17 protein-coding genes are annotated in these 15,806 nt (G+C 43.6%); 16 read left to right on the plus strand and 1 reads right to left on the minus strand.

Annotated features, from left to right (window positions below; genetic code table 11):
• The first annotated feature begins 194 nt into the window (after positions 1-194).
• The 16 genes from ygiD (at position 195) to AC060N_RS14075 (ending at position 15,067) form a co-directional block, all read left to right on the plus strand.
• Positions 195-1,019, plus strand: coding sequence for a 4,5-DOPA-extradiol-dioxygenase (ygiD, locus tag AC060N_RS14000; protein ID WP_479524363.1), 825 nt, complete (start codon positions 195-197; stop codon positions 1,017-1,019).
• A 40-nt stretch (positions 1,020-1,059) separates the two neighbouring features.
• Entirely contained in the window at positions 1,060-1,905 is an 846-nt protein-coding gene (locus AC060N_RS14005) for an SDR family oxidoreductase (protein ID WP_479524364.1), read from the plus strand.
• Between the two features lie 137 nt (positions 1,906-2,042).
• On the plus strand, positions 2,043-2,543 hold the full coding sequence (locus tag AC060N_RS14010) for a hypothetical protein (protein ID WP_479524365.1): 501 nt from the start codon (positions 2,043-2,045) through the stop codon (positions 2,541-2,543).
• 315 nt (positions 2,544-2,858) lie between these two features.
• Positions 2,859-4,142, plus strand: coding sequence for a M20 metallopeptidase family protein (locus AC060N_RS14015; protein ID WP_479524366.1), 1,284 nt, complete (start codon positions 2,859-2,861; stop codon positions 4,140-4,142).
• Between the two features lie 608 nt (positions 4,143-4,750).
• The gene (locus AC060N_RS14020; protein WP_479526997.1) at positions 4,751-5,251 is read left to right on the plus strand and encodes a CPBP family intramembrane glutamic endopeptidase; all 501 of its coding nucleotides are present in this window, start codon (positions 4,751-4,753) and stop codon (positions 5,249-5,251) included.
• 311 nt (positions 5,252-5,562) lie between these two features.
• Positions 5,563-6,366 carry a hypothetical protein gene (locus tag AC060N_RS14025; RefSeq protein ID WP_479524367.1) on the plus strand — a complete coding sequence of 268 codons (804 nt, stop codon included), beginning with the start codon at positions 5,563-5,565 and terminating at the stop codon, positions 6,364-6,366.
• Between the two features lie 13 nt (positions 6,367-6,379).
• Entirely contained in the window at positions 6,380-7,291 is a 912-nt protein-coding gene (locus AC060N_RS14030; protein ID WP_479524368.1) for a helix-turn-helix domain-containing protein, read from the plus strand.
• Positions 7,292-7,376: 85 nt separating this feature from the next.
• Positions 7,377-8,396, plus strand: a complete 1,020-nt coding sequence (locus tag AC060N_RS14035; protein WP_479524369.1) for an aldo/keto reductase — start codon at positions 7,377-7,379, stop codon at positions 8,394-8,396.
• Between the two features lie 406 nt (positions 8,397-8,802).
• Complete coding sequence (locus AC060N_RS14040; RefSeq protein ID WP_479524370.1) at positions 8,803-9,981, plus strand: alpha/beta hydrolase-fold protein; 1,179 nt, start codon at positions 8,803-8,805, stop codon at positions 9,979-9,981.
• A gap of 213 nt (positions 9,982-10,194) precedes the next feature.
• The gene (locus tag AC060N_RS14045) at positions 10,195-10,719 is read left to right on the plus strand and encodes a DapH/DapD/GlmU-related protein (RefSeq protein ID WP_479524371.1); all 525 of its coding nucleotides are present in this window, start codon (positions 10,195-10,197) and stop codon (positions 10,717-10,719) included.
• Positions 10,720-10,807: 88 nt separating this feature from the next.
• A complete protein-coding gene (locus AC060N_RS14050) occupies positions 10,808-11,296 on the plus strand; it encodes a cupin domain-containing protein (RefSeq protein WP_479524372.1) in 489 nt (162 codons plus the stop codon).
• A 50-nt stretch (positions 11,297-11,346) separates the two neighbouring features.
• Entirely contained in the window at positions 11,347-12,117 is a 771-nt protein-coding gene (locus AC060N_RS14055; RefSeq protein WP_479524373.1) for an SDR family NAD(P)-dependent oxidoreductase, read from the plus strand.
• Positions 12,118-12,158: 41 nt separating this feature from the next.
• Entirely contained in the window at positions 12,159-13,355 is a 1,197-nt protein-coding gene (locus AC060N_RS14060; RefSeq protein ID WP_479524374.1) for an NAD(P)-dependent alcohol dehydrogenase, read from the plus strand.
• Positions 13,356-13,402: 47 nt separating this feature from the next.
• The gene (locus AC060N_RS14065; RefSeq protein ID WP_479524375.1) at positions 13,403-14,269 is read left to right on the plus strand and encodes an aldo/keto reductase; all 867 of its coding nucleotides are present in this window, start codon (positions 13,403-13,405) and stop codon (positions 14,267-14,269) included.
• Between the two features lie 180 nt (positions 14,270-14,449).
• Positions 14,450-14,677: a tautomerase family protein gene (locus AC060N_RS14070; protein WP_479524376.1), complete on the plus strand. Its 228-nt coding sequence runs from the start codon at positions 14,450-14,452 to the stop codon at positions 14,675-14,677.
• 15 nt (positions 14,678-14,692) lie between these two features.
• Positions 14,693-15,067 (plus strand): DUF2255 family protein, encoded by a 375-nt coding sequence (locus AC060N_RS14075; RefSeq protein ID WP_479524377.1) that lies wholly within the window; start codon positions 14,693-14,695, stop codon positions 15,065-15,067.
• 122 nt (positions 15,068-15,189) lie between these two features.
• Here the strand turns inward: AC060N_RS14075 and AC060N_RS14080 are convergent, their stop codons facing one another.
• Positions 15,190-15,588 carry a pyridoxamine 5'-phosphate oxidase family protein gene (locus AC060N_RS14080; RefSeq protein ID WP_479524378.1) on the minus strand — a complete coding sequence of 133 codons (399 nt, stop codon included), beginning with the start codon at positions 15,586-15,588 and terminating at the stop codon, positions 15,190-15,192.
• Between the last annotated feature and the right edge of the window lie 218 nt (positions 15,589-15,806).

Below are 15,806 nucleotides of genomic sequence, written 5' to 3' on the forward strand. Positions count from 1 at the left end.
CACATCAAGTTCATTTCTTATCATAGATCAAGTGTACGAGGCCTGTGCCCACCGTACCTTTGTACCTGATGATTGACCATCGAACGATAACATTTTTTAGATAACGTCATCGTTGGTCAAACCGTAAAGAGAATATGAACAGGAAGGCATTTGTGAAACGACTTTTGGCAGCAATGCCAATAACATTTACAGCAATGAAATTAAATGCTCTACATAACATCACCGATTCGTTGGAGAACACGCCTAAAATGCCCGTTCTTTTCGTGGGGCACGGCAGCCCGATGAATGCGATTGAGGAAAACGAATTTGTAAAAGGATTTCGAAAAGTGTCGACCGGGATCGAAACGCCCAAGGCCATTGTGGTTGTTTCGGCTCATTGGGAAACACAGGGAACCCGGGTAACCGCCATGGAACATCCGCCTACGATTCACGATTTCGGAGGCTTCCCGAAAGAGCTCTACGAGGTACAGTATCCGGCACCGGGCATGCCGCAACTGGCAGAGGAAGTAAAAGGGCTGGCCCATACCACCGAGGTCCATCTCGACGACAAATGGGGACTCGATCATGGCGCGTGGTCGGTCATCCGGCACATGTATCCCAGGGCCGACATTCCGGTGATACAAATTAGCCTCGATTGTTACAAGAATCCGCAGGAACATTACGCACTGGCCAAAGAGTTGGCTCAACTGCGACAAAAGGGTATCCTGATTGTCGGAAGCGGTAACATCGTGCACAATCTCCGGATGGTCCGTTGGGACAAGCTGAACGAGAACTACAGCTACGACTGGGCTCATGAGGCAAACGAGAAAATGAAACAATGGATTCTGGACGGGAACCACGCCGCGTTGATGGACTTTTCGAAACAGGGTACCGCCTTCAACCTGTCGATTCCGACACCGGAGCATTTCCTGCCATTGCTCTATGCGCTGGCACTTCAGGACAAGAAAGACGATATCACCCTCTTTAACGATGAACCCCTTGGCGGTTCGTTATCGATGACCTCGGTTAAAATCGGGTAAGAGGAACATAAGTAATAGTAACATTAAAACGTATCAGAAAATGAAAATAGCAGTAACAGGAGCAACAGGCCAGCTAGGAAGCCTGGTTGTTGAACAATTGAAGAAAAGAGTAGCAAGTGAGAACCTGGTAGCTTTGGTGCGCAACCCCGAAAAGGCAGCCAAGCTGGGCATTGAAGCCCGTGCGTTCGACTACAACCAACCGGAAGGTTTGAGTGATGCATTGAACGGTATCGATCGGCTGGTGTTGATTTCAGGTAGCGAAATCGGGCAACGGGCCCGGCAACATGCCAATGTGATTGAGGCGGCCAAGAAAGCCGGCGTACAATGGATTGTTTATACCAGCCTGCTTCACGCCGATACTTCGTCGCTGAGCCTGGCGGGAGAGCACATCGCCACCGAGAAAGCGCTGAAGGAATCAGGTATCGCACATACGGTTCTTCGTAACGGATGGTATACCGAAAACTACACCGCTTCCATCGAAGGAGCGCTGGGGGCCGGAGCGTTTGTCGGTAGTGCCGGCAATGGTAAAATTGCCTCTGCCACCCGTGCTGACTATGCCGAGGCTGCAGCAGTTGCCGTTACCGACGAGCGTCACAAGGGGAAAGTATACGAACTGGCCGGTGACAAAGCGTACACGTTAACCGACCTCGCAGCTGAGATTTCGAAACAAAGCGGAAAGGACCTTCCTTACAACAATCTGCCGGAAGCAGAATATGCTAATATCCTGAAGCAAGTGGGCTTACCGGAAGCTTTTGCAGGTGCTATTGCCAGCTGGGATACAAGCGCATCGAAAGGTGATTTGTTCGACGACTCCCGTCAGCTTTCCCAACTAATCGGACGGCCGACCACTCCACTGGCTGATACCGTGAAGGCTGCGCTGAAGTAATCCTATTCAGCAAGTACTTGATCAATTCTGTTTGCCTGATCCGGTTTCCGGGGATGGCAGACAGAATTGTTGTATGAAGCTATCTGAGAGGAAGAAAAATCATCGCTCTTCTCAATCTTACACCAACAGATATTATCATGAAAGACCAGGGACAAATTCAGAAGATGACAGAGAACTATTCGGGGACGGTTCGCCTGTTGAGTATCGAAAAGGAAGTGCTTCGTTTTCAGTTCCTGGTGAATCATTCGTTACAGAAAGAAATCACCCTGGAAGCGGGATACCAAACCATTGCCAACAAGTTTTTCGGGCAAGACATTCCTACCGAGGCCGAAACCGAGTATGCCATTAATTACATCGAGGATGAGTTGATGAGCACCAAAGATCTATTGAACAGGAATGAGATACTGGTTTCTTCCGATGAACACCTGGCTGAAGTGTTCCGCAAGAACGGTCTTACCCAAAGCTCGTATTCCCGCGGGGAAGTGGAAAATCTTTTCAGCCAATATGCATCCATCATCACGGGGCGACCGTCCTCAATACAACGTATTTCCGTAACCCGGAAAGATTTTGCCATGATTCTCCTGTTGCGCGAAATTACCCACCACCTGGATTTTGAAACCATCGACCTGGTTGGCTAAGAAAGGAATGCCGGAAAACACTTCAAGCAAATTCAGGAAGTTTTTTATTACCTTGAAGTGCCTTAACGAACCAACAAAATGAAAACTGACCGAAGTATATTGAGACTTAAATGGAGTAAAACAACAGAGATTTCCCCTCACGTAAGCCAATCTTCTCTTGCAAAAATAAAAACTCCACCGGATGCACTCTCAACTGGTAAAACATAGATTGCCAGACGATTGAAAACCAGTGCATATATAAAAACATTTAACCTACGTGCAATATACACGTACTTAGCTGTCATTAAACAACCCCTAAACGATAAAATGAACGTGATGAAAAAAGGACTTATCCTTACAATTGGATTGATTTATGGATGTCTGGCATTAGGTCAAAGTAGTAAAACCGAAGCATCAATTCATGACTTAATAAAGAAACATACTGACGAAATATTTGATAGTCTAGTCGAAATCCGCAGAGACTTTCATATGTATCCTGAAGTTTCGGGGCGAGAACGGAATACTTCAAAAAAAATTGAAAACTATCTACTTGCTCTAGGATTAAAGGTTAAAACAAATATTGGTGGATATGGTGTTATTGGAATATTAGAAGGGGATAAAAAAGGCAAACACATAGCTTGGCGTGCTGATATTGACGCAATACAATCAGATTTACCTGACAAAGTTGAGTTTGCATCTAAAAACACTGGTGTAAGACATATTTGTGGGCATGATGTTCACACAACAATTGGATTAGGAATTGCCAATGTATTATCTCATTATAAGGACAAACTCAAAGGGACGGTATATTTTATATTCCAACCGTCTGAAGAAAATTTCGAAGGAGCGAAAGCAATGATTGATGATGGTTTTCTTAATAAAATCAATCCAGATGAAATATATGGTATTCATGTATTTCCAATGCCAACAGGTATTATTTCAACGAAACCCGAAGAGATGTTTGCCTATAATCGGAGAATTAGACTGACTTTTAAGAAAGATATACCAATTGATAGTATTAAACATCTGACAAAGATTATAGCCCAAGATTTATTTCGTGTAAAATCTGAAAGCAAACCATGGGAACTTCAGAATCTGCTGCATCCAGAAAAGGGATTGGGAAGTCCAGAAACTTCTTATCAGGACTATTTATTTATGTATGATAAGTTGAATATAATAGAACAATACGATAAAATATTATTTGAATCAACTTTATTTGAAACCGATAAAGCTAATTTGAAAAACATCCTAAACAAAATCAAAAAACATGTTTCCGTATCAAAATACAAAGACAAATTGATTTCAATCAATTATGTGTCTGAAAGGCCAACTGTGGTGAATAACAAGGAACTTACAGAGAGCGCAATTAAAACTATTAGTGAGATTTATGGAGACCAAAGCATTTTTCCTGATTATGGACAAATTCCGCTTTTCAATGATGATTTTGCTTATTTTCAACAACATGTTCCTGGAGTCTATTTTTTGCTAGGTGGTTCAGATTATGAAAAAGGCTTAATATCAATGCCACACTCTCCTGATTTTGCAGTTGATGAAGAAACCATTAAAGTTGGTGTTAAATACTTTTCATCATTAATTATAGAAAGAACAAAAACTGAATAAAAACGCAAACTTAGGAATTGTCATATGGCAGGATTTCTATTGGACCCCGAAGTTTCGGGGCCGCGCGACCGCATACAAGTGACCATTATAGCACACAAAATGAAAAAGCTACTTACATATACAGTGATAGTCCTGTTTGTTTTGCATTCCTTACCTCATTTTTGACAGTCTTAAGCAATTTGCTACTTTAGGGGCTTTTGCAACGGAATGGTGCTGTTTGATTGGCTTAGGCGTGACAACACCTTATTTAAAAAACGCTGGTACATGTGCATAAAAGATACTGCTACCGCAAAATAAATAGTGTAAGACGTATGATGAGGAAGATAGTTAAAATTTATTTTTTGTTCTTAGCTTTTATGATTCTGACAACCGGATTGAGATATTTCCAAATGGATATTTTCAATTTGAAAAACGTTGGAGAAATTTCGCCCATATTAATTTCAGTGATATTTATTTTGTTGATCAAGAAGGATTCCTTCAAAATGCTAGCCTTCAACAAATTTGAACTTAAACCTTTATTTCTGCCCATTGTGGCAATCATTTTTGTCATTGCCATAGATTTCATTGTTCAGTTTAGATTTCATCTTATTCAGCCACCAGTATTCAACATGTCATTTCTGGTTAGCTTGCTGATTTATTCCGTCCTGTTTACTATTATGCTTGGAGGATTCGAGGAAATTGGTTGGAGAGGATATCTAACCAGTAAAATCATTCAGTATAAACTATCGTGGAGTCAATTGATAATTATTACAAGCGTAATTTGGTCAATTTGGCATTTACCAACCCATTTCGCAAAATTTGAGCATCACTTTTATATCCAGTATTCAATCTTTGTAATAAGCTGTTTTGAATTTAGTATCATCATGGCTTATTTGAGAATTCGAACCAACTCAGTAATTCCGGCAATTATTATGCATTCATTGATCGCTTTGTTATATGCGAGTTTTTTCAAGCCAACCTCCAATCATATGGACTTATATTTCCTGACGTTTCCAAGTATTGTCATGATTCTGATGTTATTGCCGGTTTCAATATATTTCTATAGAAAAGGCCATAAGATATATTCAGATAATTATTTGAAAACGCCTGCACCCGAATATGTAGGATAGCTCATAAAATATGAACCTCAGAACATCATTAAGGGATTTTGTTTTAATTGACTCTGACTTTTTCAATTGGGGCATACCAATACGTTTAACCATGTAATTGACAATAAAAAGAGACCAGAACTGGCCAAAATAAAATGTCATATGGCAGGAGGTGGCAACAAAGACAACACATCCCTCCTTCCCGAAACCTTATGACATTGGAACGACAACAAGCAATTGTTTGATTTTCGTAACTATTCGTTTGAATTTTGTTATGAGCAATTCCACCTATCCCATATTTTTGTTTACACGAAACCTAACTAATTGAACGAATGAAAAGAAGTACCAACTATTTAGGGAAACCGTTATTAGCAGCATTATTTTTATTGACTACCTGTTTCACATTTGCTCAGAGCTCCGACAGTACGGACATTTTCAATCATTTTTCCGGCGCTATTTCCATTACGAATAAAGGAATCTCCACGGTTCCCTCGTTTACACTGGGAAAACCAGCTGCCGAACTGGACCTGTGGGTAGGCAAAGGCAATTTGCGCTTCGAACCCATTATACGCATATCGATGGAGGGAAAACCGTGGTCCCTGATATTCTGGTGGCGCTACAAGTTCTTTGAGAATGATAAATTTCGATTCAGAGCAGGAGCTCACCCGGCCTTGCTTTTCAAAACCGTAACAGCAGAAACGAACGGTAGCCCCAGTGAAATCATCAGAACTTACCGGTACCTCGCAACCGACCTTGCCCCCACTTTTTTTCTTACCAGAAATATCAGTGTTGGTCCCTATTACCTCTATTCGCGTAGCCTCGAAAAAGATGTGGCGCGAAACACGCACTATATTTCCATGGTGGGAAGTTTTTCAAACATCAAACTATCTGAAGATGTAGCGTTTGGTATTACCCCACAGGTCTACTACCTCAGGCTAGACCAACGCGATGGCCTTTATGCCACATCAGCTTTTTCTCTGACCAAAAAGGATTCTCCGTTTTCCATTGCTGCCATCATCAACAAAAAAATCGATAGCCAAATTGCAGGAGAGGACTTTTTATGGAACGTAAGCCTGGTTTATTCGTTCAATAAGAAATATGTTGCATCGGAAATGTCCTTCATCAATAAAGATTAACTTAACTGATAAAATGGATTTCAAGATGGAAGATGCAGAAAAATTAGAAGAATTTTACCAACGGAAATTCGACTGGATACCCGATAATATTCACAACGATCTGGGACATTTCAATGTCTTCAGGGTGGAACCTTTTACCGTAAAACCCCCTCGCCCTGTTCCTTACCGGAGGCGCGACTATTACAAGGTTACCTTGATTATCGGGGAGAGTACCATACACTACGCCGACCGGGTTTTAAAAATCGGAAAACAGGCACTGGTCTTCTCCAACCCGCAGATTCCGTATAAGTGGGAACATTCCGAATCGGTGCACAGCGGCTATTACTGCATCTTCAACCAGCACTTTTTCCGGCAATATGGTAACCTGGAACAGTACGAAGTTTACCAACCCAGCGGCTTGCATGTATTCGATCTGTCGGACGAACAGGTAGAGAAGGTTCAAAGTGTCTACGAGCGAATGTTCGAGGAAATCAACTCTGATTACATTCACAAGTACGATGTGTTGCGGAACTTGGTATTTGAGCTGCTCCATTTCGCCATGAAGATGCGGCCCAACTCCAATCTGGTAAAACAACAAATTGATGCCAATCAACGAATTTCAACCTTGTTTATGGAACTTCTGGAGCGTCAGTTTCCCATCGATGATTCTCATCCCAAAATCAACCTTCGCTCCGCATCCGACTTTGCCACTCAATTAAATGTGCATGTCAATCACCTGAATCGGGCGATAAAAAACACCGCGCATAAAACAACTACCCAGCTTATCTCCGACCGCATATTACAGGAATCCAAAGTAATGCTAAAACACAGTAGCTGGAATATCTCAGAAATAGCCTACGCGCTCGGTTTTTCGGAAGTGACTCATTTCAACAACTTCTTTAAAAAACACACGGAAATGACGCCCACAAAATTCAGGAATGTTTGATTTTCGTAATTAGTGGTTTGAAATCTGTTAGTTCTTCTGCCGAACAGTAGCAACCTTTGTAACAGTAAGCTAAAAACATCAGAATATGACAACAGAAATTCAGAAACGAAAACTAGGAAACAGTAACCTCGAAGTTTCCGCCATCGGTCTGGGCTGCATGGGTATGAGCTTTGGATATGGTACCGTTGCTGATGAGCAGGAAATGATAAAACTAATACATACTGCGGTTGATAAAGGAGTAACCTTCTTCGATACCGCCGAAGTCTACGGACCTTTTATCAATGAGGAGCTGGTGGGAAAAGCATTGGAACCCTTTAAGGGCAAGGTGGCCATTGCCACCAAATTTGGCTTCAATATTACGCCACAAAACAGCTCGGAGGGAGCCAAAGATTTACCGCCCCTCAACAGCCGTCCGGAGAACATCCGTAAGGTGGCAGAGGCGTCGCTGAAACGCCTGAAAGTAGAAGCGATCGATTTGTTCTACCAGCATCGGGTCGATCCAAACGTCCCGATGGAAGATGTGGCCGGTACGGTGGGTGACCTCATCAAGGAAGGAAAAGTAAAACACTTTGGTTTGTCCGAAGCCAGTGTCAAAAACATCCGCCGGGCTCACGCCGTGCAACCGGTGACGGCCCTGCAAAGCGAATACTCTCTTTGGTGGAGAGAGCCCGAAGAAGAAATCATTCCCACGCTGGAAGAGCTGGGCATTGGATTAGTCCCTTACAGTCCGCTCGGAAAAGGTTTTCTTACCGGAAAGATTGACGAAAACACCACGTTCGGCGAGAAAGACTTCCGCAGCTCAGTTCCCCGTTTGTCACCGGAGAATATCAAGGCGAATCTGGCATTCGTTGACTTTATTCGTCAAATTGCTGAAAAGAAAAACGCCACTCCGGCACAAATTGCATTGGCATGGTTGCTGGCTCAAAAGCCATGGATTGTCCCCATTCCGGGTACGACCAAATTGCATCGTCTGGAAGAAAACATTGGAGCCGCCTCCATTGAATTCACGGCAGAAGAACTAAAAGAAATCCAGGACGAAGCTTCCAAAATCAAAACACAGGGAGGTCGATACTCCGAAGGCGCTCAAAAGCTGATTGACCGGTAAACCCGGCTTAAAAAACCACATCATAAAGCAAACTCCGGGGAAAGGTGCGTTGAGATAATCTGAACGCTTCATTCCCCGGAGTTTTTTGTCCCGGAATAGTGCTGCGATTTCGGAATCAGGGCGTTTATTTAAGTAATTCAGGTAAGCAGCTGAAATTAAACCAAACCAACTTTACAGGGTCCATGCATATAAGGCTTAAAATCTTTAAAAGAGCATCTTATACAGAAATACGCAGGATTAAATAACCCTCTGCATATCGATTCCGTAATATGGGTAATTAAATCAGTAATGCGTATAACAACCGCCTAATCAATTATCAGGAACTTTGCATTGTCAATCTGATAAAAGTGAAGTTTATGATATCTGAGAAATACAATACTTACAAATCAACTAATACCAACTAATCATGAAACAACTTCTCTTCACCTTACTTTTCGCATTCGTTTCCTGTTTGTCTTATGGACAGCAGGATCTATTTCATTCTAATCCGATTGTTTCTCCGGAAATAAATGCAGACCACACGGTCACTTTCCGAATTATGGCACCTAAAGCACAGGAAGTAAGCGTTTCCGGCAGTCTGAATGGGAAGAATGCCTTTGCAAACATCACTTATGAGATGCAAAAAGGAGACAGTGGAGTCTGGACCTTCACAACTCCGGTTCTGCCGTCCGAATTCTACCGGTACCATTTTACGGTAGATGGGGTGCGAACCGTTGACCCGGCAAATGCTCATGCCATTCGTGACGTCGGCAACCTGTCGAATGTTTTTCTCATCGGTGGCGGCAAGGCTGATCTCTACAAAGTGAACGACGTTCCTCACGGTACGGTTGCTTACCGGTGGTACAATTCCCCCGGGAATAGTAAAATGCGCAGAATGGCGGTTTACACACCTCCGGGTTATGAAAACAGTACAGCGAAATATCCTGTGTTGTACCTGCTTCACGGAGTTGGCGGTGACGAAGAAGCCTGGTTGGGTTCAGGAAGAGAATCTCAGATTATGGATAACCTGATTGCCCAGGGAAAGGCTACACCTATGATTGTGGTGATGACCAATGGCAATGTTTCGCAGGAGGCCGCACCCGGTGAAGGCATTCAGGGATTCGTGAAGCCGACGTTTATGCTTCCGCATACCATGGACGGGAAGTTTGAAGAAACGTTTATCGACGTGATGAAATTCATCGAAAGCAATTACCGCACCCCGGCAACAAAAGAGAGCCGAGCCATTGCCGGTTTATCTATGGGAGGTTTTCATACAGCGAACATTTCATTGTACTATCCGAATACCTTCGACTATGTGGGCTTGTTTTCATCAGCATTGGGTGTTCGGCCGATGAACAACAATCCGTCACCGGTATACGAAAACCAGGATGCAAAGCTAAAAAAGCAGATGGAGAATGGATACAAACTATACTGGATGGGTATGGGTGTTGACGATATGCCCATGATTTACAATGGAAATAAGAATTTCAGGGAAAAGATGGATAGCATAGGCATGAAATATGAATATGTGGAATCCAAAGGCGGACATACCTGGAATAACTGGCGCGATTATTTATCCATTTTTGCCCAACGATTGTTTAAGTAGAAAATACCCCCTATACCTCACCGGCAGTTTTTTTTTGAGCAAGAATAAAGCTGCCGGTGATGCTTCCTCAATGGTACACACGGGATACCATGGTTTGAAATTCTTATTCATTGGATTGACTATCTATTATCCGCTTTTGTTCTTGCTAACGCATTTTCAAATAACCATACAGCGGGAAAGTAGGATTTTCGATCAACAAAAAACAGGAGGTGTATGAATCAGGCCAACAGAGACATTTTTGAGAGACTTCAGTCGGGTGAGTCAGTTCCGTATACCGACCCTCAACATAAACAGATAGCCGACGCAGGTGCACACACAAGAAAACTAGTAGCAGAACTTAATGCTTCTGCCGACGTGGACCACATACGCAGGTTGTTGAGTGAAATTACGGGGACGAAAATCGATGAGAGTACCACCGTATTTCCTCCTTTTCACGTCAACATCGGGAAGTTTACCCGTATTGGGAAAAACGTATTTATCAACTTCTCCTGTACTTGTCTGGATATGGGAGGTATTACCATCGAAGACGATGTACTGATAGGCCCCAACGTAAGCCTGCTGACGGAATACCATCCGTTGAAACCATCGCAAAGGAAAGCGCTTTCGGTGCAACCGGTGCGTATTAAGCGCAATGCGTGGTTAGGAGCCAGAGTAACCATTCTTCCCGGCGTGACGGTTGGTGAAAATTCGGTGGTAGGTGGCATTCCCGCCAAGGTGATGAAAAATCTCGGAGAATAGCTGGCGAACAGCGAAAGCCCGAAAGGCATTATCAAGACAAAAGCAAGTAAAGACTGACAGACAAACTAATCACTAAAACAGTTGACATATGAAAACAATCAGCAAGAAAGTATTATTCGTTGCGAGCGTTATGCTCTTCGTCATGTCCAGCATGGTTTGTGCGGGACAGGAACCGACAGCAAAAAGTGACGGTATTTTCCCGGAAGGAAGATTGGCACCCGCCAAATTCTTTACAGGAAAAGCGTGGGTGACCGGATTGGTAGCTAACGACTCTGTTTTTACGACAGCTGCCGGAAGCGTGTTCTTTGAAGCCGGCGCCAGAAGTAACTGGCATCTGCACCCAAGTGGTCAGATTCTGATTGTCACCTCGGGAGTGGGTTATCACCAGATTAAGGGACAGCCCATCGAGATCATCCGGAAAGGCGACGTAGTGAAATGTCCACCCGACGTTTTACACTGGCACGGTGCTTCCAAAGACAGTAGCATGTCACACATCTACATTTTGCCGAATACCGAAAAAGGCATGGTTGAATGGAAAGGTCCGGTGACAGACGAAGAGTACGCAAACATCGACTAAGTATAAAGGAGCAGAACAAACCAAATGGTGTCTCATAAAATTGAACTAGCATGGCAAGAATATTCATAACAGGCTCATCCGATGGACTTGGACTTTTAGCTGCCAAAGCACTGGTCTCAAAGGGCCACCAGGTTGTTCTTCATGCCCGGAACGAGGAACGGGCAAAATCCGCGATGAACGACGTTCCTGGTGCTGAAAACGTTCTCATCGGTGACTTGTCGAGTATGGAAGAAACCAAACGGCTGGCGGAACAAGTGAATGAGTCCGGCCCTTTCCATGCCATTATACACAATGCGGGTAGCATGAATTCATCAGGCAGCACGAAAAACAAAGATGGATTACCACTGATTTTTGCTGTCAACACCATTGCTCCTTACATCCTGACAGCGATGATCAAGCGGCCTGAACGATTGATTTACCTCAGTTCGAGCATGCATCGGCAGGGTGAAGCGAGTGAGGACCGGTTGGAGTCTATTCTCGAAGGCAAAAATTTTCCAAGCTATTCGGATACCAAGTTGCATGATCTCGTTCTGGCATTTGCCGTAGCCCGGAAATGGCCGGAAGTATCTTCCAATGCGGTTGATCCGGGATGGGTTCCCACCAAGATGGGTGGCCGAAGTGCACCGGATGACCTGGAAAAGGGATTCCTTACCCAGATTTGGCTGGCCGTCGGAGAAGACAAAGAAGCAACCATCAGTGGCCGCTACCTGCATCACCAAAAGGAAATGAATTGTCACCCGCAGGCGAAGAATACAGAAATTCAGGATAAGTTATTGTCTGTCTGCGAGCAATTAACGGGGGTACCATTCCCCCATCAATAAACCAAAATTCCTAATAGTAAAAACTTAAAGCAAGAAACACCATGAAAGAAAATACCAAACAACCATCGAGAAGAAGGTTCATTCAGCAAACGGCTATGGCCGGCGCCGGAGCCAGCGTACTGTTCAGCAACCCGATGAATGTATTCGGGCAAAACAGCAATGAAAATACCGGTTCGAATATCAAATCGAAGGGATATGCGGCGGTCGACACATCAGGGAAACTCCAACCCTGGGAATTTGAGCGCCGACCTGTTGGCGACAATGATATCCAGATTGATATCAAGTACGCCAGTATCTGTCATTCCGATATTCACCAAATGAAAGGACACTGGGGTCCGCAAAAATACCCGCAGGTTCCCGGACACGAGATTGCCGGCATTGTTACTGCCGTTGGTAAAAACGTCACCAAATTTAAAGTAGGCGACCGTGCCGGTGTGGGCTGTATGGTCGATAGCTGCATGGAATGCGACAGCTGCCAGCACGGAGAAGAACACTATTGCGAAAATGGCCAAACACTGTTTACCTACGGTTATCCCGATAAGAAATCGCCTAACGGAATTACCCAGGGCGGTTACTCTACCAACATTGTCGTCAGAGACCATTTTGCGGTTCACATTCCGGAGCATATCAGCCTCCAGGAAGCTGCACCACTTTTGTGTGCGGGAATTACCACATATTCTCCGTTGATGAAAGAGGATTTTAAAATTGGCGATAAAGTCGGTGTTGCCGGGATTGGTGGTTTAGGCCACATGGCCGTGAAGCTGGCGGTATCGAAGGGTGCCGAAGTTTATGCTTTCACCACGTCTCCCGACAAAGTAGAAGATATTAAATCGTGGGGAGCCAAAGAGGTCATCGTTGTTGATGAAGCATTTAAAAATATGCGTCCGTACAATAAGAAACTGGATTACATGATTTGTACCATTCCTTACCAGTTTAATGCGGCCCCTTATGTGGCTTGCGTAAAACCATACGGTAACTTCACGTATGTGGGAATGCCCGAAGGTTTTCAGATCAATCTCAGTAACATTGCATTAGCTGCTACCCGGGTTAATTTTAATGCTTCGCTGATTGGCGGAATGCCTGAAACACGGGAAGTCGTTCACTATTGCGCCGATAACGGCATCAGGCCTGAAATCCAAATGATTTCTGCTGAACAAATTAATGATGCCTGGGAAAAAGTAGTGAACAAAGAAGCTCGCTATCGATACGTGATTGATGCAGCTACTTTTGAATCTTAATAGCATATTATTCACAATCAATTTTATAATTAAAAGACATATTAGTTATGGTTTTAGAAGAAAGGTTTACACTATCAAATGGAGTTGAGATCCCAAAACTAGGTCTCGGAACATGGTTTATTAGTGACGAAGATGTTGTACTGGCCGTGAAAGAAGCCACCCAATTGGGCTACCGGCATATCGACACAGCTCAGGCATACCAGAACGAACACGGAGTTGGTGAAGGTATTAAAGCCTGTGGTGTGAAAAGAGAGGACCTGTTTGTCACTACGAAACTGGCTGCTGAAGTGAAATCATATGAGGAAGCAGTTGCCTCCATTGATAGTTCACTCAAAAAGTTGGGGTTGGATTATATTGACCTGATGATCATTCATAGCCCGAAACCATGGATGGAATTCCACGAAGATGATCACTACTTCGAAGGAAACCGCGAGGCATGGAAAGCGCTGGAAGAAGCGTACAAAGCCGGCAAACTTCGGGCTATTGGAGTTTCGAACTTCGAAAAAGAAGACATCGACAACATCCTGGAATCCTGCACCGTGAAACCGATGGTCAACCAGATTTTGGCACACATCAGCAACACACCCAAAGAGTTGATTGATTATTGCCAGGACAAAGGAATTCTCGTAGAGGCCTATTCGCCGGTTGCACACGGAGAGCTGATGAAAAATCAGGATGTTATAAAAATGGCTGAGAAATACGGCGTTTCGGTGCCACAGTTGTCTATTCGTTACGTGCTTCAACTTGATCTTCTTCCATTACCGAAAACCGCGAATCCGGCGCATATGAAAAACAATGCAGAGGTCGATTTCGTGATTTCGGATGACGACATGGAAGTGTTGAAGAATATGAAAACAATTGAAGATTACGGAGAGGCCAGTATGTTCCCGGTATACGGAGGCAAACTGAAGTAACTCAACACATTTTTTTCGATAGTTCATTCGTATCATACTTAAAAACAGGACTGTCCGGAGAGAATCACTCATCGTGCTTTTCCAAATAGGGCTATGAGTTTGCCATCCAGGAAGAAGTGAACGGTGAAGCCGTAAAGTGGATGGGAAAGGTATCCGACGAACAGTATTCAAAAAGTTGATATGCCACATTTTCAAATTAAGCTGTTAGAAGGCAAAACCGAAGAGCAGAAGAAACAGCTGGCTAAAGAAGTGGTCAAAGCTGCTCAAAGAGTCATTGGTTACGGAGATGAATCTTTTTCCGTGACGATTGAAGATTTTTCTTACGAAGAATGGAAGAATCAGGTGTATCCCAATGACATTATCGGGCGAAAGGACATTCTGTATAAAGAGCCCGGTTATGAAATGTAATTGAAACGAAAGATTATGAGTGTTTCAGAGAATTTATCAAAAGAAGAAATACAGAAAATCGCCGAAGCGGATGATTTTCATATCGCTCCCTTCCGTGAAGATGGTGTAACCTATGGCACGCCAACCTGGATTTGGTCGGTGATGGCTGAGGGCCATATTTATGTGAGAGCGTATAACGGAACACGTTCCCGGTGGTATCAGGCCGCCCTCAGTCAGAAGGCCGGAAAGATTGAAGCGGCCGGCATGGTAAAAGAAGTGAGCTTTGAGCCTGTAAACGGAAGTATCAACGAAAAGATAGATGAAGCTTACCGGGAAAAATACAGCGATAGTCCTTATCTGGGTTCCATGATCAGCGAAAGGGCCAAAGCTGCCACGGTCAGGGTGTTCTAATATCTGTATTAAAGATAATAAACAGAACGTTATCTTATATAGAAGAGATGCATGCATCAACTATTGGAAACTACCGGGAAAACCGATAGTTTTCAATAGTCTCTTTGAATAAAGATAAGTAATTAGCCAATCTTTTTACCGGCCATTGGTCCGGGTTTCAGACTGTGAATTTCCTCTACATGTATCAGAATGACGGCCTTCGGCTTAGGCATTCCTACCTTCAGTGACATCTCTGCCGATTTCTCGTAAATCTCACCGTCAGTCAATACTTCCGGAGTTCCTATGAATCGGTATCCGTCAAGAATTTCGCGGTTCACAACAGCTACGGCTACTTTTGAGCCATCCAGGATATTCTGATAGGTTCTTCCACCTGTTCCCTCACTGAAAATCAACGTTTCATCGTTGAACACACGGGTCGAACGCTTGGGGGCGTTATTCGGGAGTCCGTCTTTACTGACCGTAGCGTGGAAACACTGGTGGTTCATCACCATCTCTTTCATTTCGGATGTAAGCTGTGACATAATCGATTTTCCTCTTTATTTTATTTGACTTAAGCTTAAAACATCCTACTAAGCTAGCGTTATTATTCGTTTTATTTTTTTACATATGCTAAAAAATTCAACGGATTAAATCCATTCTTTTTAGTTGAAGCGGGACTTGACTTTTTTTCTGCTCCCATGTAGACAAGAACCACACACGATTCTATTCGGAAAGAGTACAAAACTTAAATAATGTTTGA

Source organism: Prolixibacter sp. DSM 2831 (genome assembly GCF_056493735.1).